The 19,991-nt window shown below is 62.3% G+C and carries 19 protein-coding genes; 4 read left to right on the forward strand and 15 right to left on the reverse strand.

What is annotated here, in order from left to right; all coding sequences use genetic code 11:
• Nucleotides 1-109 precede the first annotated feature (109 nt).
• The 12 genes from ACOYR4_RS14260 to ACOYR4_RS14315 all read right to left on the reverse strand — a co-directional run bounded on the left by ACOYR4_RS14260 (nt 110) and on the right by ACOYR4_RS14315 (nt 13,277).
• Nucleotides 110-697, reverse strand: coding sequence for a hypothetical protein (locus ACOYR4_RS14260; protein ID WP_110961231.1), 588 nt, complete (start codon nt 695-697; stop codon nt 110-112).
• Entirely contained in the window at nt 694-2,007 is a 1,314-nt protein-coding gene (locus ACOYR4_RS14265; RefSeq protein ID WP_422847053.1) for a hypothetical protein, read from the reverse strand. The genes ACOYR4_RS14260 and ACOYR4_RS14265 overlap by 4 nt, the downstream gene beginning before the upstream one ends.
• Nucleotides 2,004-2,507: a hypothetical protein gene (locus ACOYR4_RS14270; RefSeq protein WP_422847054.1), complete on the reverse strand. Its 504-nt coding sequence runs from the start codon at nt 2,505-2,507 to the stop codon at nt 2,004-2,006. Before ACOYR4_RS14270 ends, ACOYR4_RS14265 begins: the two co-directional genes overlap by 4 nt.
• Nucleotides 2,508-3,440, reverse strand: a complete 933-nt coding sequence (locus ACOYR4_RS14275; protein ID WP_422849668.1) for a type II secretion system protein — start codon at nt 3,438-3,440, stop codon at nt 2,508-2,510.
• 63 nt (nt 3,441-3,503) lie between these two features.
• Complete coding sequence (locus tag ACOYR4_RS14280) at nt 3,504-4,337, reverse strand: type II secretion system protein (RefSeq protein WP_422847055.1); 834 nt, start codon at nt 4,335-4,337, stop codon at nt 3,504-3,506.
• 22 nt (nt 4,338-4,359) lie between these two features.
• Nucleotides 4,360-5,211, reverse strand: a complete 852-nt coding sequence (locus tag ACOYR4_RS14285; RefSeq protein ID WP_422847056.1) for a type IV pilin protein — start codon at nt 5,209-5,211, stop codon at nt 4,360-4,362.
• 678 nt (nt 5,212-5,889) lie between these two features.
• Nucleotides 5,890-7,053, reverse strand: coding sequence for a Gfo/Idh/MocA family protein (locus tag ACOYR4_RS14290; RefSeq protein ID WP_422847057.1), 1,164 nt, complete (start codon nt 7,051-7,053; stop codon nt 5,890-5,892).
• A gap of 56 nt (nt 7,054-7,109) precedes the next feature.
• A complete protein-coding gene (locus ACOYR4_RS14295) occupies nt 7,110-8,120 on the reverse strand; it encodes a sugar phosphate isomerase/epimerase family protein (RefSeq protein ID WP_295942296.1) in 1,011 nt (336 codons plus the stop codon).
• Nucleotides 8,121-8,232: 112 nt separating this feature from the next.
• A complete protein-coding gene (locus ACOYR4_RS14300) occupies nt 8,233-9,213 on the reverse strand; it encodes a substrate-binding domain-containing protein (protein ID WP_121419798.1) in 981 nt (326 codons plus the stop codon).
• Between the two features lie 203 nt (nt 9,214-9,416).
• Nucleotides 9,417-10,472, reverse strand: a complete 1,056-nt coding sequence (locus ACOYR4_RS14305) for an ABC transporter permease (RefSeq protein WP_422847058.1) — start codon at nt 10,470-10,472, stop codon at nt 9,417-9,419.
• On the reverse strand, nt 10,453-12,030 hold the full coding sequence (locus tag ACOYR4_RS14310) for a sugar ABC transporter ATP-binding protein (protein ID WP_422847059.1): 1,578 nt from the start codon (nt 12,028-12,030) through the stop codon (nt 10,453-10,455). Before ACOYR4_RS14310 ends, ACOYR4_RS14305 begins: the two co-directional genes overlap by 20 nt.
• Complete coding sequence (locus ACOYR4_RS14315) at nt 12,027-13,277, reverse strand: ROK family transcriptional regulator (RefSeq protein ID WP_422847060.1); 1,251 nt, start codon at nt 13,275-13,277, stop codon at nt 12,027-12,029. The genes ACOYR4_RS14310 and ACOYR4_RS14315 overlap by 4 nt, the downstream gene beginning before the upstream one ends.
• A gap of 212 nt (nt 13,278-13,489) precedes the next feature.
• On the opposite strand from ACOYR4_RS14315, the gene ACOYR4_RS14320 reads away from it, so the two are divergent.
• Nucleotides 13,490-15,151, forward strand: a complete 1,662-nt coding sequence (locus ACOYR4_RS14320; RefSeq protein WP_422847061.1) for a DUF4435 domain-containing protein — start codon at nt 13,490-13,492, stop codon at nt 15,149-15,151.
• A gap of 180 nt (nt 15,152-15,331) precedes the next feature.
• On the opposite strand, the gene ACOYR4_RS14325 is transcribed toward ACOYR4_RS14320, so the two are convergent.
• Both ACOYR4_RS14325 and ACOYR4_RS14330 read right to left on the reverse strand, forming a co-directional pair.
• Nucleotides 15,332-15,808 (reverse strand): cupin domain-containing protein, encoded by a 477-nt coding sequence (locus ACOYR4_RS14325; RefSeq protein WP_422847062.1) that lies wholly within the window; start codon nt 15,806-15,808, stop codon nt 15,332-15,334.
• A 49-nt stretch (nt 15,809-15,857) separates the two neighbouring features.
• Complete coding sequence (locus ACOYR4_RS14330; RefSeq protein ID WP_056063965.1) at nt 15,858-16,256, reverse strand: tautomerase family protein; 399 nt, start codon at nt 16,254-16,256, stop codon at nt 15,858-15,860.
• A 118-nt stretch (nt 16,257-16,374) separates the two neighbouring features.
• Here ACOYR4_RS14330 and ACOYR4_RS14335 point away from each other — a divergent pair, with 118 nt between their 5' ends.
• Nucleotides 16,375-17,325 (forward strand): LysR family transcriptional regulator, encoded by a 951-nt coding sequence (locus tag ACOYR4_RS14335; RefSeq protein WP_422847063.1) that lies wholly within the window; start codon nt 16,375-16,377, stop codon nt 17,323-17,325.
• 121 nt (nt 17,326-17,446) lie between these two features.
• On the opposite strand, the gene ACOYR4_RS14340 is transcribed toward ACOYR4_RS14335, so the two are convergent.
• Nucleotides 17,447-18,169 carry a class I SAM-dependent methyltransferase gene (locus ACOYR4_RS14340; protein ID WP_422847064.1) on the reverse strand — a complete coding sequence of 241 codons (723 nt, stop codon included), beginning with the start codon at nt 18,167-18,169 and terminating at the stop codon, nt 17,447-17,449.
• A 247-nt stretch (nt 18,170-18,416) separates the two neighbouring features.
• Between ACOYR4_RS14340 and ACOYR4_RS14345 the strand changes: the two genes are divergently transcribed.
• Both ACOYR4_RS14345 and ACOYR4_RS14350 read left to right on the forward strand, forming a co-directional pair.
• Nucleotides 18,417-18,905: an Rrf2 family transcriptional regulator gene (locus ACOYR4_RS14345; RefSeq protein ID WP_422847065.1), complete on the forward strand. Its 489-nt coding sequence runs from the start codon at nt 18,417-18,419 to the stop codon at nt 18,903-18,905.
• Entirely contained in the window at nt 18,883-19,827 is a 945-nt protein-coding gene (locus ACOYR4_RS14350; RefSeq protein ID WP_422847066.1) for an NAD(P)/FAD-dependent oxidoreductase, read from the forward strand. Before ACOYR4_RS14345 ends, ACOYR4_RS14350 begins: the two co-directional genes overlap by 23 nt.
• The last annotated feature ends 164 nt before the right edge of the window (nt 19,828-19,991 follow it).

Below are 19,991 nucleotides of genomic sequence, written 5' to 3' on the forward strand. Positions count from 1 at the left end.
CGTGATTTCTTGAAATGGTCATGAGGAGAAGCCAACAGGTACACACAACGCGATGCACTCATCGAACAGTGCTCGACGCAGTCTGTGTGCTGTCTGAAGGCCTTCGTGGTCATGGCAAGCTCTTGATGGGGCCGGGTTGTCCACCCGGTAGGCCCGAGCGGAATTCCTGGGTATTGATGCTTGCCAGCGATCCGTCGGGCCAGCGCAGCGTGCCCACCCGCAAATCGCCCTGAGGCAGCGTCAGTGTCTGGCGACCCAGCCGCTCCGTAACCACCGCCTCGCTGGGGCGTACCTGCACGACGCGTCCACCACCCTCCAGCCGTGCACCCTGACGGGCCAACTGGCCATCGATCACCACCGACTGCCGTTCCGATGCCAGATCATCCAGATGCAATGACAGGGAACGGCGCGGCATCTGCACGCTGCCCACCACATCGCTACCAGGCACCGGCAGCGCAATCAGACGCTGCGGATCAGTACCAGCCGTCGTCGTCTGCGCCTGGATGCGGGACATGGCGCCAAAAGCTTCGGTAACGCGCTCCTGATCCGTCCGCAAAGCAGTTGGCAAGGGCGCCAGCTCCACGGTCATGGGACGCATCGACGGAGTGCGCGCCTGAGTGAGCTGAAAAACGCCATACAGCCCCCAGCCGAGCAAAAGAATGGCAAGCCCATTGAGAAGTAAAGCCGCGTATTTCATGGTTTCACATTTCCTGGTGCTGCTGCATTGGCCACCAGCTCATACGAGAAAGAACCTGGCAGCGTGAAGGTGGGGTCCACCGCCCGGAGCGTCCAGCCAGCCGCAGCCATCTGCGAAACCCAACGCGTCACGGAAGCCGAGGCACCGGGTGCCACCACGCCGTCTACACGGAAGGCCTTTTTGCTCGGTTGCGCACCGCCCAAAGAGTTTGTGGTTTCCAGGCGGACGCGCTGAATCCGAATGTCTTTGTTCGACGCAGCTTTCAACACGGCCATGAACGCCACTGGATCATGGCGGGCACCTTCATCCAGCGTGCGAGAGAACTCAGCCACCGGCAACAGCTTCTGCGGAGCCTCGACCGACGACACCGCCTGGATTCGGCTTTGCAGCGTCTCCAGCTCGGCGCGCTGGTTCATGCCCGCATTGCGCTGCTGATCCGCCAGTTGCCCGACCAGCACGCCCACGATGGCCAGAACGATGCCGACGAGCGCCGTCACCACCGTAATCGGAGCCACCCAGCGCTCTGCACGCCATGCCACCCGCTCCAGACTTGGATTCAGGGCATGGCGGCCTGCCGCCTTGCGTGCCAACGCAGGCATGACGGTGTGTACCCGCTCGGAAGCCAGCGTCATCTCCTGCGCGTGCATGACCACTGGTGCACCACCCGCCACGCTGCGTACCGCAGCAAGGCAGGTGTCCACATCGGCGGGCTGCATGGACCACAGCGTGCCCCACTCAACGGCCTCAGCGCCCAGCCGCGTCAACAACGCACTGTGATTGCTCGTCAGTACCTGGGCCGCACTCGCCATGGCAGATGGCCCAGACCCCAATGCCTGGGTAGAGCCAAAGACCATGCCCTCTTCCGATTGCACGAAGCACATCAGCCGCCGTTGCGTCAGCACGATGCGCGCACCGCCAGAAGCCACGCCGTCACACAGCAGGCCACCAGCCATCATGACCAGACAATGGTCGTCCTGATCCTTGGCCCATTGAGTGCAACGCTGCCACAAGTCCAGCGAAATCGCCGAAAAGAACACTTGAAAGCCGCCCGGCAGCTTAACCAGCCGGTGCACCACCACGTGGGCGGCGCCTTCGACCAGCCCCTGCGTCCGCACACGCTTTTCAACCAGCGCGGCGGCGTATTCCGTCTTGCCCTCGAAACGCCAGACGTCGGTGTAGACGTCGTCCATGTCGAGCACCACCAGCGCACTATGGGTCAAGCGCGGCCATGCAGGAACCTCTTCAACCTGATGCCCGTGGCAGTGCAACCAGCCGGAACTGGCTACGCGATACACATGTTCTGCACTCATGGGGTCACCTTCGGCGATGGAGAAACAGACGCCGTCTGAAAGTGCAGCGTGCCCGTGACGCCCAGCAAAAGCCCTTGGTCGCCGGGCATCGGTGGTTGGAACAGGCTGGCTTCAGGCGACACAGTAGCGATCTCAAAAACATCCGCCACGAAGATCTGCCCTGCTCCGCCACGACCCAGTTCGCCCAGGAACTGAGCCGCCTCGACCCGCGTCGCCGGGGCTACGGCACGGCGCAGCCGACGTTCGCCCCACTGGGACGGGTCAAAACCCATGCGCTCCACCTGTTGCGAAACGTCTTTGATAGAACGCACCAGTTGCTCGCGCCGCTGCACTTCAGGCACAAGACTGCGGGCGCTTTCGAGCCCCTGCTGCAACTGCGCGAATTGCTGCCGCTCCCAAGCCAGTTGCTTGAGACCGCGTTGCGCCAGCCAGGCTCCACAGCCCAGCAGGGCAGTGGCCAGCGCCAGACAGGCCAGCTTGAGCGTACGGGTGCCGTTCAATTACTGCTCCATGATCCAGTGGGCGGTCAGCAAGATAACCTGGTCTTCGTCCAACGTACGCCCTCCAGCTGTCCCTCCGTTGCTGTTGTTCGGGTTGTTGACAATTCCAGGGCGAGCATCGTTGTTAGTCATCGCTGTCGCACCAGTACCAGCTCCGAGACTATTGCCTTGGGTGTTATTGGCCTCCCATTGCGTACCAGGGGCATTGGCTTGGTTGGCACCTCCATTGGCGTGAGCAGGACGTCCTTGGATACGGAAGCGGCCTTCGCGCGAATCGGGCTTTCCGTCGATCACTTGGTCCATGAATCTGGCCAAGTCAGGGGTCAGTCCACGGATCACCATCACGTTCCCAGCACCACTCGCAGTGCCACTGACATTAAATTGGAAGCAAACTTGTAACTCGGCAGGGTTACCGTTGGAGTCGATGTACAAAAACCGGTCTTCGTGTCCTTCGCCGCGGCCCGGGGGCATGCGCACACCAGCCCGAGTCATCAGCGTACGCAGGTTTAATGTCGCCAACGCTGCGTCTCCGTCACCCACAGTGTCTACGGCATACCCTTGGCCCGAGCAAATTTTTGCCCCTCGCCCCTCAAAGCTGGCTGGAATGCCAGGAACATTCATAGATCCTGCACGCGTGCATGCATTACCGCCATTGATTGTGGTTTCGGAACCATCCACCATGTACGTCGGGGCTTGCTGGCAATCACCCACCACCACGCCGGTTCGCTGGTAGTACTGGTCGTACGCCATCTTCCACTGATAGGCAAACTTGTTAACTGCCTTCTGATATTCCGCATTGCGCTGAACATCCTTGGCAATAGCTACAGCACCGATGATCAGGCCGATGACTGCCAGCACGATGGCCAGTTCGACCAATGTGAAACCTTGCTGGACCTTGCGGCCCAGCCCACGAAACGAATGCATCTTTTTCATTGAAACCTCCGACGAGGGAAATAAGTTGTTTAAAGAGTCAATGGTGGAAGGGATCACGCCGCATCACTGATTCATGCGGTAGATGGCCGTGACGATGGCGACTTGGTCTTCGTCAAAAGCACGATCGTTGTTCGTGCCGATCTGGTCACGGTTGGAGGCTTGCCACTCCTGCCCCGGCGCATTGGGATTAGTGCCGCCTGCGTTGTTCAACACGCCCTGGCGACGGAAACGGCCTTCACGCTCATCCGGCTTGCCGTCGATCATTTGGTCCAATGCGCGTGCCAGGTCGGGCGTCAGGCCAGTGATGACCATCACGTTACCCATGCCGTCACCCACCGCATCCGCAGCAGATCCGTTGCCCAACGGCACATTCCACTGGAAGCACACCTGGACTTCTTGCGGGTTGCCATTGGTATCCAGGTAGACATAGCGGTCTTCCAGACCTTCGGCACGGCCGGGAGGCATGCGGATACCAGCACGCGTCATCAAAGCGCGCAGATCAGGGTCCGTGCCAGCAGTGAATCCTCGGGTCATGCCCTGCCCTGCAGCAGCGCGGCAAATCGCGTTGGGAGGCGTAACACGCGTCATATCGCGACCAGATCGCGTACCTGCGGCCAGAAAGCGCTCGCCATTGACCATGTTCTGGGGTGCAGTCTGGCTGTCTCCCAACACCACACCATTGCGCTGGTAGTACTGGTTGTAGGCCTGCTCCCATTGGTCGATGAACTTGTTCTTGATCTTGGTGTACTCGGCATTGCGCTGCACATCCTTGCCGATGGCCACCGCACCGATGATGAGGCCGATCACCGCCAGCACAACCGCCAGTTCGACCAGCGTGAAACCCTGCTGACGCGTTGCGCGCGAACGGAGGGCCAGGTTCTTGAATAATTGGTTCATGATGTTTTATTCCTCGCCCTGATTACTGGTTCATCTTGTAGATGGCGGTCAGGGTGATGACCTGCTCTTCGTCACGGGTGTTGCCCGCGCCGGTGGCCGTGGGAGTTCCGGCTCCCCGACCAAAGGAGTTGTTGGCAGACCACTCCACACCAGGTCCATTCGGCGTGCCGTTGGCAATGCCGCGCAGACGGAAACGACCTTCTTGCGCGTCAGGCTTGCCATCGATCATCTGGTCCAGCATGCGGGCCAAGTCAGGGGTGAGTCCGGCAATGACCATCACATTGCCTGCGCCCTCGGGTGAGCTCGGCGGATTCCACTGAAAACACACTTGGATTTCCTGTGGTGACCCATTGGTGTCTGTGTAAACGTAGAGATCCTCCTGGCCCTCGGCACGGCCGGGGGGCATACGGATACCCGCTCGTGTCATGTACTGGCGCAGATCATTCGTGTTTGCCACGAAGGCGGTAGCAGAGTTACGAATTGCGTTATCGCTTTCAGGCGCATGCGCACAGACAGGTGCAGGCGGAGTGACGGCAGTCATGTCCCCACCAGACAACGGTGTTGTTCCGGTCACCGTGTAAGCAGTGCCATTCACCATGATGCGAGGCGCCGTCTGGCTGTCGCCCACCACCACACCGGTGCGCTGGTAGTACTGGTTGTACGCCTGCTCCCACTGGTCAATGAACTTGTTCTTGATCTTCGTGTACTCGGCATTGCGCTGCACATCCTTGCCGATGGCCACGGCGCCGATGATCAAGCCGATGACGGCCAACACAACAGCCAATTCCACCAGGGTAAAACCACCCTGCGTCGCTCGGGAACCGGGAGAACAGTGTGCGCGCCGAGCAGGCAGGACGGAGAAAAGTGATCGCATGATTTCCTCAGGCGTTGAAAGAAGAGTGAGCGCGGAGATTACTAAACGTAACGAAAGTAAACAATTAAAAATTGGCGTCAGCGATCCACGCGTTTTGCATCCCTCAACTGCCTTGCGGCACTGCTGGCAACGCTTGTTGGGTGGCATCCGACCCGCATCCCATCCATCTATTTTTTTGATTTGAATCAATGGCTTACGGCCATTATTTGTCTAACCACCAACTTCAGAAGATGGTGCGCAAGCATCGCGCAAGTGCCCTCGCATAGCCATAGTGCGTATGTATTAGTGACACAACAGCAACAAAAACAAACAATTAGTCATGCTTTTCAATAGTTAACAGCTATCGACAAGCTCAGGGTTTTCCTGACCAAAAAATCCAGGGAATTCAGAACTTGCCAACAGGCCTGGCGTTTGCGCCAACCTCACACGGACAGGCAGGCGGAAAGGCTCCGCAAAGTGAGCAACATTTAGCGAGCGCAGAACCTCCCGCCAAAGGTCGGGGCGGAGATGGTCGCGGCTACCCAACCCTCGCAGGGTGCAGCTGCGAGGCATGCGTGTGGGTGTAAACCACCGGCATAACAAACCAGGGGCGTATGCGCGTTGCGCCCCTTCTCAACGCTGTTTCATCTCTTTGATCGCAGGTGCGGAAGATCCATGGCGGTGTAACGCCAGCGTTGCTCAACGCACCGCCGTCCACTTCTGCTCACTGGCCGCAGAGGCCACCACCCGCTCGATAAAGTGCACGCCGCGTGCGCCATCTTCCACGCGCGGGTAGTCGGCGCATAGCGGGTCGGGCGGTGTGCCCGCCTGCCGTGCGCGGATGTCGGCGGCCACGCCCAGGTAGACGTTGGCGAAGGCTTCGATGAAGGCCTCGGGGTGACCCGCAGGAATGCGCCCCGCGCGCAGCGCGGCCGGGCTGAGCCAGGGGGAGCCGCGCGTGAGGATGCGGCGCGGGCCGTCCACGGGGGAGTGGATGAGCTGGTTGGGTTCTTCCTGCCGCCAGGTGATGGTGCCCAGCGTGCCCGACACCTGCAGGCGCAGGTCGTTCTCCAGCCCCGCTGCCACTTGCGATGCCACGATGAAGCCGCGTGCGCCGCTGTCGTAGCGCAGCAGCAGCTGGGCGTCGTCGTCCAGCCTGCGTCCGGCGCCAAAGGTGGTGAGGTCGGCGCACACCCAGGCGGGGTGCTGGCCGGTGACGGTGGCGGCAAGGTTTTCGGCGTGCGATCCGATGTCGCCCAGCGTGCCTGCGCTGCCGCTGCGCGCCGGGTCCAGCCGCCAGTCGGCCTGCTTGTTGGCGCCGCCATCTTCCACCGCCGTGGCCAGCCAGCCCTGGTTGTATTCGACGGTGATCTTGCGGATCTGGCCCAGCGCACCGCTCTGAACCAGGTTCCGTGCCTCGCGCACCATGGGGTAGCCGGTGTAGTTGTAGGTCACGCCGAACACGGTGCCCGCCTTTTTCACGGCCGCCACCAGCTCGTCGGCCTGCGCGCTGGTGTGCACCAGCGGCTTGTCGCACACCACATGAAAGCCAGCCTGCACAAACGCCAGCGCCACCGGGTGGTGCACATGGTTGGGCGTGACGATACTCACCAGGTCGATGCGCTCATGCGCGGGGCGGCGCAGTTCGTCGGCCAGCAGGTCTTGCCAGCTGCCGTGGTTGCGGGCGTCCGCCAGGCCCAGTTCGGCGCCGGATGCGCGCGCCCGATCGGGCGAGGACGACAGCGCGCCCGCCACCAGTTCAAACTGGCCGTCGAGCGCCATCGCCTTTCGGTGCACCGCGCCGATGAAGGCGCCGTGGCCGCCGCCGACCATGGCGTAGCGGAGCTTTCTAGGACTGGACATACGAAACGCCTTTGCTCGCTGTGTGTTGTTGTTATCGGTTTTATGCAGGGGTGCGGCTAGGCCTGCTTGTCCCGCGCAAACACGGCGTCGAATGCACCGGCAGCGGGCTTGAAGTCGAGCCGCTTGCAGAACGCCGCACTCTCGGTGGCGCCGTGCACGCGGTCCATGCGGCTGTCCTCCCACTCCACCGAGAGCGGGCCCTGGTAGCCGATGTCGTTGAGCGCAACGATGATGGATTCGAAGTCGATCATCCCGCGCCCCACGCTGCGAAAGTCCCAGTGGCGCCGCGCATCGCCAAAGCTGGTGTGGCCGCCGAACGTGCCCACCGTGCCGTCACCCTTTCCCCACCACACGTCCTTCATATGGGCGTTGTAGATGCGATGGCCAAACTGGCGGATGAACTTGATGTAGTCCACGCCCTGGTAGGCCAGGTGGCTCGGGTCGTAGTTGAAGCCAAAGCGCTTGTTGCCGCCCACCGCCGCAATCGCGCGCTCGGCCGAGGCGATGTCGAACGCAATCTCGGTGGGGTGCACTTCCAGCGCGAAATTGATGTCGTGCTGCTCGAACACATCGAGGATGGGGCCGAAGCGCTTCGCAAAATCGGCAAAGCCTTTGTCCCAATACGCCTGCGTAGTGGGCGGAAAGGCATAGATCGAATGCCATACCGACGAACCCGTGAAGCCCGTGACCGTCTTCACGCCGAACTTGGCCGCTGCACGCGCGGTGTCGGCCAGCTCGGCCGCTGCACGCTGGCGCACGCCCTCGGGCTCGCCATCACCCCACACGTGGGGCGGCAGGATGGACTGGTGGCGCTCGTCGATCAAATCGCACACGGCCTGGCCCACCAGGTGGTTGCCGATGGCAAAACACTGCAGGCCGTGCTGGGCCAGCAGTGCATGTTTGTCTTTGATGTACTGGGGCGACGACAGCGCCTCTTGCACGTTGAAATGGTCGCCCCAGCAGGCCAGCTCCAGGCCGTCGTAGCCCATGCTTTTGGCAAGCGGCGCGAGTTCAGCCAAAGGCAGGTCGGCCCACTGGCCGGTAAAGAGGGTGACGGGTCTTGGCATGGCGGCTCCAAGGGGCGGGGGTTGCAGATGCAAAGTCGCAAACAGCTATTCTTTCAATAGCTGCTTGCGCTTGATGAATAAGCGCTACAGGCCTATTTGATTCAAAACACCATCAGAACGGCGAGTCGGGGAAGTAGAAGTCCTTCGCCGTTTCCTTGGTGATCAGCACCGAAGGAATGATGGTGTTAGCAGGCAGCTTTTCGCCCTTGATGCGCGCCTCGGCCGTGAGCTTGATCGAGTCGTAAATGAACTTGGGGCTGTACGACACGTTGGCCTGGATGAGCGGGTTGCTGCCATCCATCAGCGTCTTGATCATGCCCTTGGCGCCCGCGCCGCCGAACACCAGCTTGATGTCCTTGCGCTTGGCCTGTTCGATGGCCTTGAGCACGCCCACGGCCATGTCGTCGTCGGCGGCCCACACCGCGTCGATCTGCGGGAAGCGGGTCAGGTAGTCCTGCATGACCTTGAAGGCGTCGTCGCGGTTCCAGTTGGCGTACTTGGCGTCCAGCAGCTTGATGCCGGGGTGGTTCTTCAGCACGCTGTTGAACGCGTCCATGCGCTCGTTGTCCAGCGTGGTCGCAATGCCGCGCATGGCCACCACGTTGCCCTTGCCGCCAAGCGCCTTGGCGATGTACTCGGCCGGAATCTTGCCGAACGCGGTGTTGTCACCGGCCACGTACGCATCCTGCGCGCTGGTGTCGGTCAGGCCGCGGTCCACCACCGTCACGTACACGCCCTTGGCCTTGACCTGGGCCACGGGCTTGGTCAGTGCGGCCGATTCAAACGGGAAGATGACGAGCGCGTTGATCTTGTTCACCGTGACCAAGTCCTGCAGCTGGTTGGCCTGCTCGGGCGCGCCGCCTGCCGTCTTCACGATCACCTGCAGGCCGGGGTGGGCCTTCTCCAGGTCCTTCTTGGCCTGGTTGGCCCAGTACACGATGCCGCCGGTGAAGCCGTGCGTGGCCGAGGGGATGGCCACGCCCACCACCGTCTTGTTGGCCTGCGCCATGGCGGGGGCGGCCAATGCGAAGGCGGCGGCCCCCACGGCCGAGAGGGCCAGGCGGCGAGTGAAAGAAGAAAGTTGGCTGTTCATGCGTTGTCTCCTGTTGCTTTGAAATATGGCCATGGAAGCTGGCCGGCTGGGGAACACCTTGAAAAACAAATGCACGCAAAGAGTGGCTGGAAAACTCAGCGAAGCGGTCCTGGCCAGGCGCTGTGTCGCAGACAGTGCGACTGACACGGCGATATACAAGCGCAGACAGCAACAAAGCCAGGAGAGTTGTTCCGGCCACTCCGTCATCTCTTGCCGCGCTGCATGAAGGCAACCGCGATGATCACGAAGCCCTGCACCGCCGCATTCAGGTACACGCTGATGATGCTGGTGAGGTTGAGGATGTTGCTGATGACCGAGAGCAGGATGGCCCCCACCACCGTGCCAGTGATGCTGCCCGCCCCACCCTTGAGCACCGTGCCGCCCACGATGACGGCGGCAATCGCCTCCAGCTCCCACAGCAGGCCCGTGGTGGGCGATGCGGACCCCAGGCGCGGCACGTACAGCAGCGTGGCAATGCCCACGCACACACCGAGCAGCATGTACGTGAGGATCTTGATCTTGTGCACGTCCACCGCCGCGTACTGCGCCACCTGTTCGTTGGAGCCGATGGCCTGCACATAGCGGCCGTAGGCCGTGCGGTTCAGGATGACGCCGCCGACCACCGCCACCAGCAGAAAGACCCACACCGGAATCGGCACGCCCAGCAGGTTGGCGTAGTACACCGGGCTGTAGATGTCCGACAGATCGTTTTCGAGCGTGATCGCCCCGCCGTTCGAAAAATACGTGAGGTACGCGCGGAAGATGCCCAGCGTGCCCAGCGTGACGATGAAGGGCTCGATGCGGCCCTTGGTGATGAGCAGGCCATGCACCAGCCCGAACACCGCACCCAGCACCACGGCCAGCAGCATGCCCACCACCACGGCCGCCATCGGCGAGCCCAGCACGGGCGCCATGGCGTTCATGAACAAGATGACCGAGCCTGCGATCAGCGCCGCCATCGACCCCACCGACAGATCGATGCCGCCCGAGATGATCACAAAGCACATGCCCACCGCGATGATGCCGATGAAGGCCGTGCGCGTGAGCACGTTCATCACGTTGTCGTAGGTGGCAAAGTTGCTGTTGAGCAGCGTGCCCGCAATGCACAGCAGCACCAGCCCGATGACCGGGCCCAGCCCGTGCAACCTGCCCCACCAGGCCGTGGCGCCGCCGTGGCGGCCTTCGCCAAGTACCGCGGGTGCGGTGGGCGCTGCCGCAGCCGCTGCGGTGGGTGCGTTTTCAGCGGGTACCTGTGGCATGTGCAATCAACTCCTCTTCGGTCAAATTTGGCTCTTGCAGTGTGGTCTGCAGCCGCCCGGCGCGCATCACCGCCACGCGGTGGCACAGGCCGATCAGCTCCATCAGTTCGGACGAAATCACGATCACCGCCAGACCCTGCGCCGCCAGGCGCTGCACCAGGTGATAAATCTCGCGCTTGGCGCCCACGTCCACGCCGCGCGTGGGCTCGTCCAGCACCACCACGCTGGGGCCGGGGTGCAGCACCTTGGCCAGCGCCAGCTTTTGCTGGTTGCCGCCCGACAGCGACGACGCGCGCACCTCCAGCGATCCGGTGCGGATGCCGAACTCCTGCACCGCATCGCGCAGCGCAGCCTGCTCGGCCGCCGGGTCGAGCCAGGGCTTGGCATAGCGCTCCAGCGCCATCAGCGTCAGGTTGGGCCGCAGGCTGAAGTGCACGTGCAGGCCCTTGCCCTTGCGGTCTTCGCTCAGGTACGTCAGGCCGTGGCGGGCCGCATCGCGCGGGCTTTTCAGATTCACCTGCTTACCCGCCAGCTCCACCGTGCCGGCCGAGCGCAGGCGCAGGCCCAGCAGGCCCTCGAACAGCTCCGTGCGGCCAGCGCCCACCAGCCCGGCAAAGCCCAGAATCTCGCCGCGCCGCACGTCAAAGCTCACGTCCTCGGCCCAGCCCGGCACCGTGAGGCCGCGCACTTGGATGGCCGACGCGCCACCCTCCGGCGCAGGCAGCTTGGGCGGGAACAAATCCGCCAGCTCGCGCCCCACCATCAGGTTGGCCATCTGCCGCCGCGTCACGCTGGCCGTGGCCTCGCGCGCCACCAGTAGGCCGTCGCGCATCACCACCACCTCGTCGGTGGTGCGCTCCACCTCGTCGAGCTTGTGCGATATGTAGATGATGGTCACGCCCGCCGCCTTCAGCCCGGCCATCAGCGCAAACAGGCGCTCCGTCTCGCCCGGGGTCAGCGTGGCGGTGGGCTCGTCCATGATGAGCAGGCGCGCATTGCGGGCCAGCGCGCGGGCAATCTCTACCAGCTGCTTTTCGGCCACGATGAGCTTGCGCACCCGCGTGTCTGGGTCCAGCGGCAAGCCCACCTGTGCCAAGGCAGCGCGCGTCTTCTCGCGCATCGCCTTGTCGTCCAGGAACCATGACCCCCACGGTCGCGCACTGCGTGTCGCTCCCTGCCCCCCGAGGGGGCCGCTTTCTGCCTTGGGGCGGCCCGGCGGCAGAAAGAGCCCGCGCCTGATCTCGTGCCCCAGAAAGATGTTCTGCGCAATCGTCAGGTCGTCCGCCAGGTTGAATTCCTGGTGGATGAGCACAATGCCCTGCGCCTCGGCCGCGCGCGATCCGCCGCCTGGTGCACGCACCGCGCCGTCCACCACCACCTCGCCGGTGGTGGGGCTCTCGTACCCCGCCAGAATCTTCATCAGCGTGGACTTGCCCGCGCCGTTCTCGCCCAGCAGGCCGTACACGCGGCCCGGCTGCAGCGCAAAGCTCACGCCGTGCAACACGCGCACCGGGCCAAAGGCCTTGGTCACGTTGCGGAACTCGACGGCTACGCTCATCGCACAGCCCCCACACCAACGCCCGCAGCCGACCCCGACCCGGAGATCGAGCCCGCGCGCGACAGGCTCTCCTGCATCGCCAGCACGCCCGCGCCCACCACGCCCGCATCGTCGGCCAGCGGCGCGTATTGAATCTCCAGGTGCCGCGTAGAAAGCGCCAGCGACCGGTGGTACACGCTCTGCCGCACCGACGCGAGGAACAGCGGCCCCATGTCCGTCACCCGCCCCGCAATGAACACATGCGACGGGTTGAAGAAGTTCACGATGGACGCCAGCATCTGCCCCACCAGGCTGCCCGCGCGCTGGATGATGGCGTTGGCCGCCACATCGCCCGTGCGGCTGGCCTGGGCCACGTCTTCAATCGTCAGCGTGCCCGTGCTTTGCAGCCGCTCGGCCAGCAGGGCGCTTTCGCCGCGCTGCGCGGCCTCCATCGCCATGCGCGCCATGGCGGGCGCTGCGGCCATCGCCTCCACACAGCCCTGGTTGCCGCAGTGGCAGCGCGGGCCGTGCTGGTCCACACAAATGTGGCCCACATCGCCTGCCGAGCCATTGGCGCCCCGGTACACCTGCCCGTGGCACACAATGCCGCAGCCAATGCCCGTGCCCACTTTGATGACCAAGAAGTTGGGCAGGTTGCGCTGCAGCCGGTACATCTCGCCCAGCGCCATCAGGTTCACGTCGTTGTCCACAAACACCGGCGCGGCAAACGCCTCGCGCAGGTAGTCGCGGATGGAAAAGCCGTCCCAGTCGGGCATCAGCGGCGGGTTGACGAGCTGCCCGCTCTCAAAATCCACCGGCCCCGGCACGCCCATGCCAATGGCAATCACCTGGTGCGCCGCCAGCCCGCAGCGCGCCAGCAGCTCGCGCATCAGCCCCCGCACCCGCGCCAGGATCACGCCCGGCCCCTGGCGCACATCGATCGGCTCGCGGTGCCGCGCCAGCACCGTCATGTCAGGCCGCATCACGGCAATTTGCATGCTGGTCGCGCCCAGGTCGGCACCAATCACCACCCCCAAGGTTTCGCTCAAACGCAGGGTTTCGGCCCGCCGGCCGCCCGAGGACTCCTGCAGGCCCACCTCGTCAAGCAAGCCTTCATCCAGCAGCGCCGCCACCATGGCGTTGGCCTTACTTTTGGAATAGGCGAGGCGCTGCGCCAGCGCATTGCGCGACGCGCCGGCGGACCAGAAGATGGTCTGCAAGACGCTCAGGTCTTCGGTGCCGCAGTGACTCCAGCGGGTGGATGGCAAGGCTTGTCTCCTGTCATGTTTTTGTGCAGCACCTCATGGGGGTGGGTGCTTGACAGGGATGCTATGCGGTCTACTTTGGCCGGGCAAGACTGAACTTTGGACCATTTCAGGCCAAAGATACGATGATTGAACGGTAACTCAGCGTCTTGCGCCTCAATTTCGCACCCCTTATCCTCAAGGCAGACAAATAGACACGGACCCGAGGCATTCAAATGACAGAAATAATCCAAGAAATTCAAATGAAAGAAGTTACCTTTCCTCCTTCAATTTCGGCGCCAGGACAACCAGTGCTCCTGAAATGCCAAACCAGTATTGTAGTTATTGGGGCAAACGGGGCGGGAAAAAGCAGGCTTGGGGGTTGGCTTGAATTAAAAGGCCCCCAGAAGGCAAAAATTCATAGGATAACAGCTCAACGATCTCTGGTTTTCCCCGAAAGCACCAGTCCAATAAGTTATAAAGCAGCGGAAGAGGCTTTTCACTGGGCGCCGCGCCCGGTGAATTGGGATGAACAGACTTATGAAAGCAATAAAAGCCAGCTCAGACTAAATGCCAGATATGGAAAATCAAGCAACCTAGAAACCGCCCCCTTAAATGATTTTGAAAAACTACTTACACTACTATTTTCAGATAGCTACACCAAACTACTTGAGCATGAAGCACAACAGCGCAGAAGCGATGTACTAGTCCCTCTCCCAGAAAATCTCCTCCGCAAAGTTCAGACTGTGTGGGAATCGGTCCTTCCGCATCGCAAACTCCAATTTCTAAGCGGTGAAGTACGTGCACTTCCTACTGGAAGCGAAGAGATGGGCTATCCTGCTCGCGCCATGAGCGACGGAGAACGAGTAATTTTCTACTTGATTGCGCAATGCTTCTGTGCGAGAGATGAATCAATCATCGTTGTTGATGAACCAGAAATACATCTTCATAAGGCCATTCAAGATACGCTATGGAACGCCATCGAGAAAGCCCGGCCGGACTGCACATTTGTTTACTTGACCCATGACCTAATGTTTGCAGCAGATCGAATTGGCGCTGTAAAAGTTTGCCTCAAAGATTATTTAAATGGGGAATTCAATTGGTTTTGCATAGAGTCTCAGGACTCAATCCCAGAAGACATTTACCTTGAGGTTCTGGGAAGCCGGAAGCCCGTCCTCTTCGTCGAAGGTTCCAGCAACTCGTACGATTTGGAGATATACCAATTAACTTATCCACAATTCTCCATAAAACCAGTTGGTTCATGTGCATCGGTTCTGGCAGCAACAAAAGTATTCAGATCACTTCGTGATCTACATCGCATCGAATGCTTCGGCATGATAGATAGAGACTACCTATCCCAAGAGCAACTACAAGCTTACGCCAGCAGTGGAATTTTTACACCACTAGTGGCCGAAATAGAAAATTTATACCTTGCGCCCGGAATTATCAAAGCGGTGGCCAATCAGCTTTTGCTAGATCCAGAATTAGTATTTGAATCAGTCAAAGAATTTATTATAGATGAATTTCAAAGAAATATACATACTCATGCACTGGATGCTACGCGTCACATAGTCAATTTAAAATTAGGCCAATTCGGCTCAAAAGACGCTTCAATCGAAGACTACTCAAATGCGCTTCAAAACCACATCAAACAGATCGACACAATGAAAATATACAATACCGCTCTTCAAGAAGCAAATCACCTAGTCAGCGAACGCGACTACGATGGAATAATTAGAGCCTTCAACAGAAAAGATCTAACGAAAAAAATAACGAGATTTTTTAACATAAAACAAGAAGCATATATAGACAAGGTGCGAGAAATGACGAAACGCGATTTTGGAAATATTCCACTTCATTTCTCTGAATTCCTGCCAAAAATTAAAATAAATCCTTAGCAGATCGACATTGCAAACCCCTCGAAGAGGAATTCCCATGCAGCCGTTGTTGGGAGCGTTTACTCCACAATTTATAGCTACGAGCGCTACAACGATAAGCGCTGTAGCTTATTTCTACTCACATTTCCGTGCGAAAGTTGCATGCCTACTTCGTATAGAGCGCCCCGCCTGGCCGACCCCCTAGTGCAGATCACGCGTCACTACCCCCACCGCTTTGCACCACCGGTGGTAATCCGCCCGCCGATCCGCCGTGGAAATCCGATGCAGCACCGCGTGATGCGGCCCCAGGTATTCCACGCTGCCCTTGACCACCACATGCACCAGCAGCTCCTCGGTGCCCGTCGCCTCCCACCAGTCCACATTGCCAGCGGGCTCGTGGATGTAGTCGCCCGGCCGCACCACGCGGCCATCGTTCAGGCGGCGCTCGCCTGCCAGCGTCAGGGCGTTCACTTCGCCCGTGTGCCGGTGCAGGCCCAGCCGCGTGCCGGGCGACAGGCGCATCAGCTCCACCCAGCCGGCATCGTCGGGCAGGAACTGGATGGGCAGGGACCACTTGCCTTCGCCTTCGGGTATCCAGTCCACCAGGCCCGCGCGCTCCAGCGTCTGGGCCACGATCACGTCGGTAAGGTGGTTGTTCGTTGTCGTCATCGTCGTCATGTCGGTGCTCCTGGTTAGCTATTGGTTGATGGCTTGCTTGATTGATTGCTTATTGCTCGGGGTGCTGGTGGCGGTACTCCTGCGTGCGGCCGCCAAAGCCGTACGCGGTGGCGCGCACGTCCTGCACGTAGACGTAGCTTTCGGGGTGCAGCGCGCCCAGCAGGCCTTCAAAGGCTGCGAACGCCTCGGCGATGTAGCGCGCCTTCTCGGCCTTGGTGTTGGTCTCGTCCACCACCTTGACGTCGAAGTAGAAGCTCGACTGTTTCAGGTCGGCCAGCGACCGGCCGGCGACGTACCAGTCGGCCGGGTCGACAAAGGTGATGACCACGGCGGTGAGGTCGCGCCGCTTGCCGAGCACGCGGGTGGTCAGGTCGAGCAGGGTTTCTGCAATGCGGGCAGACAGCTCGGGCGTGCGTTGGGCGGACACTTTGACGTTGAGGATGGGCATGGAGGGCTCCTGTAAAAACTCATGGGGTTGAACGAGCCTTCACTGTAGAAATTGCGCCCCGCCACGGAAACCGCCCGTGGCGATAATGGCTTTTGCTCCGCACGCAAAGGCGCGCTCGATGAAAAAAGAACCCCGTTCCTTCCTCCCCGATCCGGCCGACCTGCGGTGGCTGGTGCGGTCGCTCGACCTGCGTTCGTTTTCTGCGGCGGCGCGCGAGATGGATGTGGCGGTGTCGGTGGTGGCGCGCGGTGTGGACCGGCTGGAGGCTGGCTACGGCGTGCGCTTGCTGCGCCGGTCCACACACGGCCTGTCGGCCACGCCCGAGGGCGCAGAGCTGGCGCAGGAAGCGCGTGCCTTGCTGGCGCAGCTGGAGGACATAGGGGCATCGCTGTCGGACCAGCGCAGCCGCGTGGCGGGCACCTTGCGCCTGGCCTCCAGCCAGGAGATTTGCGAAGCGCTGGTGCTGCCCCACCTGGCGGACCTGCAGGCGCGCTACCCCGCGCTGCGGGTGGAGCTGCTGGCCGATGACCGCGTGGCCGACCTGGTGACGGAGGGCATCGACGTGGCGCTGCGCACCACCGTGGGCCACAGCGATCTGGTGGTGGCGCGCGCGCTGGGCCGGTTCGAGCGGCGCCTGTACGCGGCCCCTGGATATCTGAAACAGCACGGCACGCCCGCCGAGCCTAGCGAGCTACAGCAGCACCACACCGTGACGCACACCGCGCAGGGGCCGGCGGTGACATGGGCTTTTCACAATCCAAAAGGCAACGCACAAGGCAAGCCGCTGGAGGTGACCGTGCGCTCGCGCCTGGCCGCCAGCAGCTCGGCCCTGGTGCACCACGCACTGGTGAGCGGCGCGGGGATCGGCATGTTGTCCAGCCCGCTTGCGGCAGCCGATGTGGCGCAAGGCCGGTTGGTGGAGGTGCTTGCGCCTTTTGCGTCCCGCACCGTGCACACGCTGTACGCGGTGTCGTCACCGGGCCGGCGCAATGCGGCCAGGGTGAAGGCGGTGATTGATTTTTTGGCGAAAGCGGCGAAGGACCGGTGGGCGCTGGCGCCTGTGCGTTGAGGGCGTTTTATGCACCACCGCCTGGCTGGCCGGGGGCTGCTGACCCCAGCTGCAAGACAGCCTGGGGGTGAGCAAGGTACGGGCGTGCGGGTCCAATGAGCTGGCCCGCTTTCATTGCTTGCTAGCAGGCCGATGCCACCCAGCCTCTGAACGCAAAGCCCATGTAAAACATCTGCACATCGCTGAATCCGGCCTCGCGAAGGATCGCTTCGTCTTCCTGCGGCGTCAGCACCGCCAGCTCTGCAGCAATCTTGTCCCGCGCCCTGGCCGCATGCTCGGGCGGCACGCCGGACGCCACCTGAAACGCGGCATAGCGTGACAGCCATAGGTCGCGCTCCCCTGCCCCGCCCTCGCCGCCAGCACCTGAGCCATCCGCCACGCTCAGATGTGCCACCACCAACGGTGCCCCTGGCCTGAGCCGCCGCCGGATCTCCGCCGCCATGGCCGCACGCTCCTCGCGCGGCACAAAGTGAAAAGTCAGCAGGCACGTCGCGCCGTCGAATGGCCCGGCTGGTGCGCTCTGCACATAGCCGTGGTGTAGCGCCACTCGGTCGCCGGGCATGCCCGCGCTTTGCAGCCGCTGCGCCGCTAGGTCCAGCATGGGCTGGCTGGGGTCCACGCCGTCGAACCGCCAGCCGGGGTGCGCCCGCGCCATGTCTTCCAGCTCCAGCCCGCCGCCTGCGCCCACCACCAGCACGCGGCCGTGAGCGGGCACGCGCTCGGCCAGCAGGATGCGAACCATGGGCAGCAGGCTGTCGTAGCCGGGCACGTTGCGGCGGGGGCCTTCGGCATAGCGGGCGACCGCGGCGGGGTCGGTGAAGGGGGACGTGGTGGGTTGGGTCATGGTGTGTTGCGTGTGGTGGATACGCGCTTTTGCGTTGAACTTGTCCAACGGCATTGCCAGGTCAGCGCAGGGTTTCGACAGGCTCAACCCGAACGTTTAGAGTGGAAAACATCTGTCAGAAATCAAGCCAAATTGACCTCTAGCGCTTATCCATCAAGCACCAGCAGCTATCAATTCAGTAGTTTTCTGTTCGTGCGCCAGCACTGTTTCTGGTTGCATGCTAGCATCACGCAACTTTTAATGTTGCATGAAACGAGATAGCCGACTTTCCAATGTTCTCCACGCGCTGCTGCACATGGCAGAGATGGAGGGGCCCGCCACGTCTGAGGCGATGGCGCAGGCAATGCAGACCAACCCGGTGGTGGTGCGCCGCCTGATGGCGGGGCTGCGGTATGCGGGGTTTGTTTCGTCGGCCAAGGGGCATGGTGGCGGGTGGGTGCTGTCGTGCCCGCTCACCGACATCACGCTGCGCGACATCTACGAGGCGCTGGGCGCGCCCACGCTGCTGGCGGTGGGCAACAGGGTGGAGAGCCCCGGCTGCATCGTGGAGCAAGCGGTGAACCGCGCGCTGACCGACGCCTACCAGGCGGCCGAAGAAGCGCTGCTGGCGCGGCTAGGCGCAGTGACGCTGGCGCAGCTCTCGGCTGAGTTTCATGAACGCATGGTGGCCGGGTGCCACGGTCACAAGGAGATTGAGCATGGCGACAGCGGCAATGACAACCACCCAGGCGTATGAGGTGATCGTGATAGGCGGCAGCTTTGCCGGCCTATCGGCCGCAATGCAGCTAGCGCGCGCCCGGCGGCGGGTGTGCGTGGTGGACGCAGGCCAGCCGCGCAACCGGTTTGCGGCGGCGTCGCACGGCTTCTTCGGGCAAGACGGCGAGCCGCCGCTGGCGATGATCCAGCAGGCGCGGCGCAAGCTGGCGGCCTATCCCACGGTGGTTTTTGTGCAGGGCACGGTGGTGTCGGCCAGGGCGCAGCAACGCGCCGGGTCACCAGAGAACGGGTTTGAAGTGGTGCTGGACGATGGCACGCACATGGAGGCGCACAAGCTGGTGCTGGCGTTTGGCGTGCAGGATGGCTTGCCCGAGATTGCAGGCCTGCGCAAGCGCTGGGGCGCATCGGTGCTGCACTGCCCGTATTGCCATGGGTATGAATTTGCGGGCCAGCGGCTGGGCGTGCTGTACCACTCGACAGGCTCGGCCATGCATGCGCAGCTGATTGCCGACTGGGGCCCGACCACCCTCTTCCTGAACGGCGACACCACGCAGGAGACCGCCGAGCGCGAGCGGCTGCTGGCGCTGGGCATCACCATCGAGCCCGCGCCCATCGCCGCGCTGGAAGGCCCGGGCCAGGTGCTGCAGGGTGTGCGCCTGCAGGCCACCGGTGGCGGTGATGCGCGCGTGGTACCGCTGGATGCGCTGTATGTGGCAGCCACCACCCGCCCCGCCAGCCCGCTGGCCGAGCAGCTGGGCTGCGCGTTCGACGATGGGCCCATGGGCCCGTACATTCGCACCGATGCCAACAAGATGACCACCGTGCCCGGCGTGTATGCCGCTGGCGACCTGACGCTGATGCGGCACAACGCCACGCTGGCCTCGGCCGAAGGCGTGCTGGCGGGTGTGGGGGCGCACCAGGCGCTGGTGTTTGGGGCGTGACCCAGCTTGCCGGGTGCGCGCAGGGTGTGATTGGGGGACTCAACACACGGCACACGGACCAACGGTTGACGCAGCCCGCAGCGGGCACCTACACTGCCCTATCGCGTCCGGCCCCTTAGGCCTGAGCGAGCCGCAAAGCCCTCCACCACCGTTGAGGGCTTTTC

The organism is Acidovorax sp. M14 (assembly GCF_049331375.1).
Lineage (GTDB): Bacteria > Pseudomonadota > Gammaproteobacteria > Burkholderiales > Burkholderiaceae_C > Acidovorax.

Coding starts and splice junctions, on each gene's coding strand:
- ACOYR4_RS14260 (WP_110961231.1), bottom strand. CDS start 697: ATGAAATACGCGGCTTTACTTCTCAATGGGCTTGCCATTCTTTTGCTC.
- ACOYR4_RS14265 (WP_422847053.1), bottom strand. CDS start 2,007: ATGAGTGCAGAACATGTGTATCGCGTAGCCAGTTCCGGCTGGTTGCAC.
- ACOYR4_RS14275 (WP_422849668.1), bottom strand. CDS start 3,440: ATGAAAAAGATGCATTCGTTTCGTGGGCTGGGCCGCAAGGTCCAGCAA.
- ACOYR4_RS14280 (WP_422847055.1), bottom strand. CDS start 4,337: ATGAACCAATTATTCAAGAACCTGGCCCTCCGTTCGCGCGCAACGCGT.
- ACOYR4_RS14285 (WP_422847056.1), bottom strand. CDS start 5,211: ATGCGATCACTTTTCTCCGTCCTGCCTGCTCGGCGCGCACACTGTTCT.
- ACOYR4_RS14290 (WP_422847057.1), bottom strand. CDS start 7,053: ATGTCCAGTCCTAGAAAGCTCCGCTACGCCATGGTCGGCGGCGGCCAC.
- ACOYR4_RS14295 (WP_295942296.1), bottom strand. CDS start 8,120: ATGCCAAGACCCGTCACCCTCTTTACCGGCCAGTGGGCCGACCTGCCT.
- ACOYR4_RS14300 (WP_121419798.1), bottom strand. CDS start 9,213: ATGAACAGCCAACTTTCTTCTTTCACTCGCCGCCTGGCCCTCTCGGCC.
- ACOYR4_RS14305 (WP_422847058.1), bottom strand. CDS start 10,472: ATGCCACAGGTACCCGCTGAAAACGCACCCACCGCAGCGGCTGCGGCA.
- ACOYR4_RS14310 (WP_422847059.1), bottom strand. CDS start 12,030: ATGAGCGTAGCCGTCGAGTTCCGCAACGTGACCAAGGCCTTTGGCCCG.
- ACOYR4_RS14320 (WP_422847061.1), top strand. CDS start 13,490: ATGACAGAAATAATCCAAGAAATTCAAATGAAAGAAGTTACCTTTCCT.
- ACOYR4_RS14325 (WP_422847062.1), bottom strand. CDS start 15,808: ATGACGACGATGACGACAACGAACAACCACCTTACCGACGTGATCGTG.
- ACOYR4_RS14330 (WP_056063965.1), bottom strand. CDS start 16,256: ATGCCCATCCTCAACGTCAAAGTGTCCGCCCAACGCACGCCCGAGCTG.
- ACOYR4_RS14335 (WP_422847063.1), top strand. CDS start 16,375: ATGAAAAAAGAACCCCGTTCCTTCCTCCCCGATCCGGCCGACCTGCGG.
- ACOYR4_RS14340 (WP_422847064.1), bottom strand. CDS start 18,169: ATGACCCAACCCACCACGTCCCCCTTCACCGACCCCGCCGCGGTCGCC.
- ACOYR4_RS14345 (WP_422847065.1), top strand. CDS start 18,417: ATGAAACGAGATAGCCGACTTTCCAATGTTCTCCACGCGCTGCTGCAC.
- ACOYR4_RS14350 (WP_422847066.1), top strand. CDS start 18,883: ATGACAACCACCCAGGCGTATGAGGTGATCGTGATAGGCGGCAGCTTT.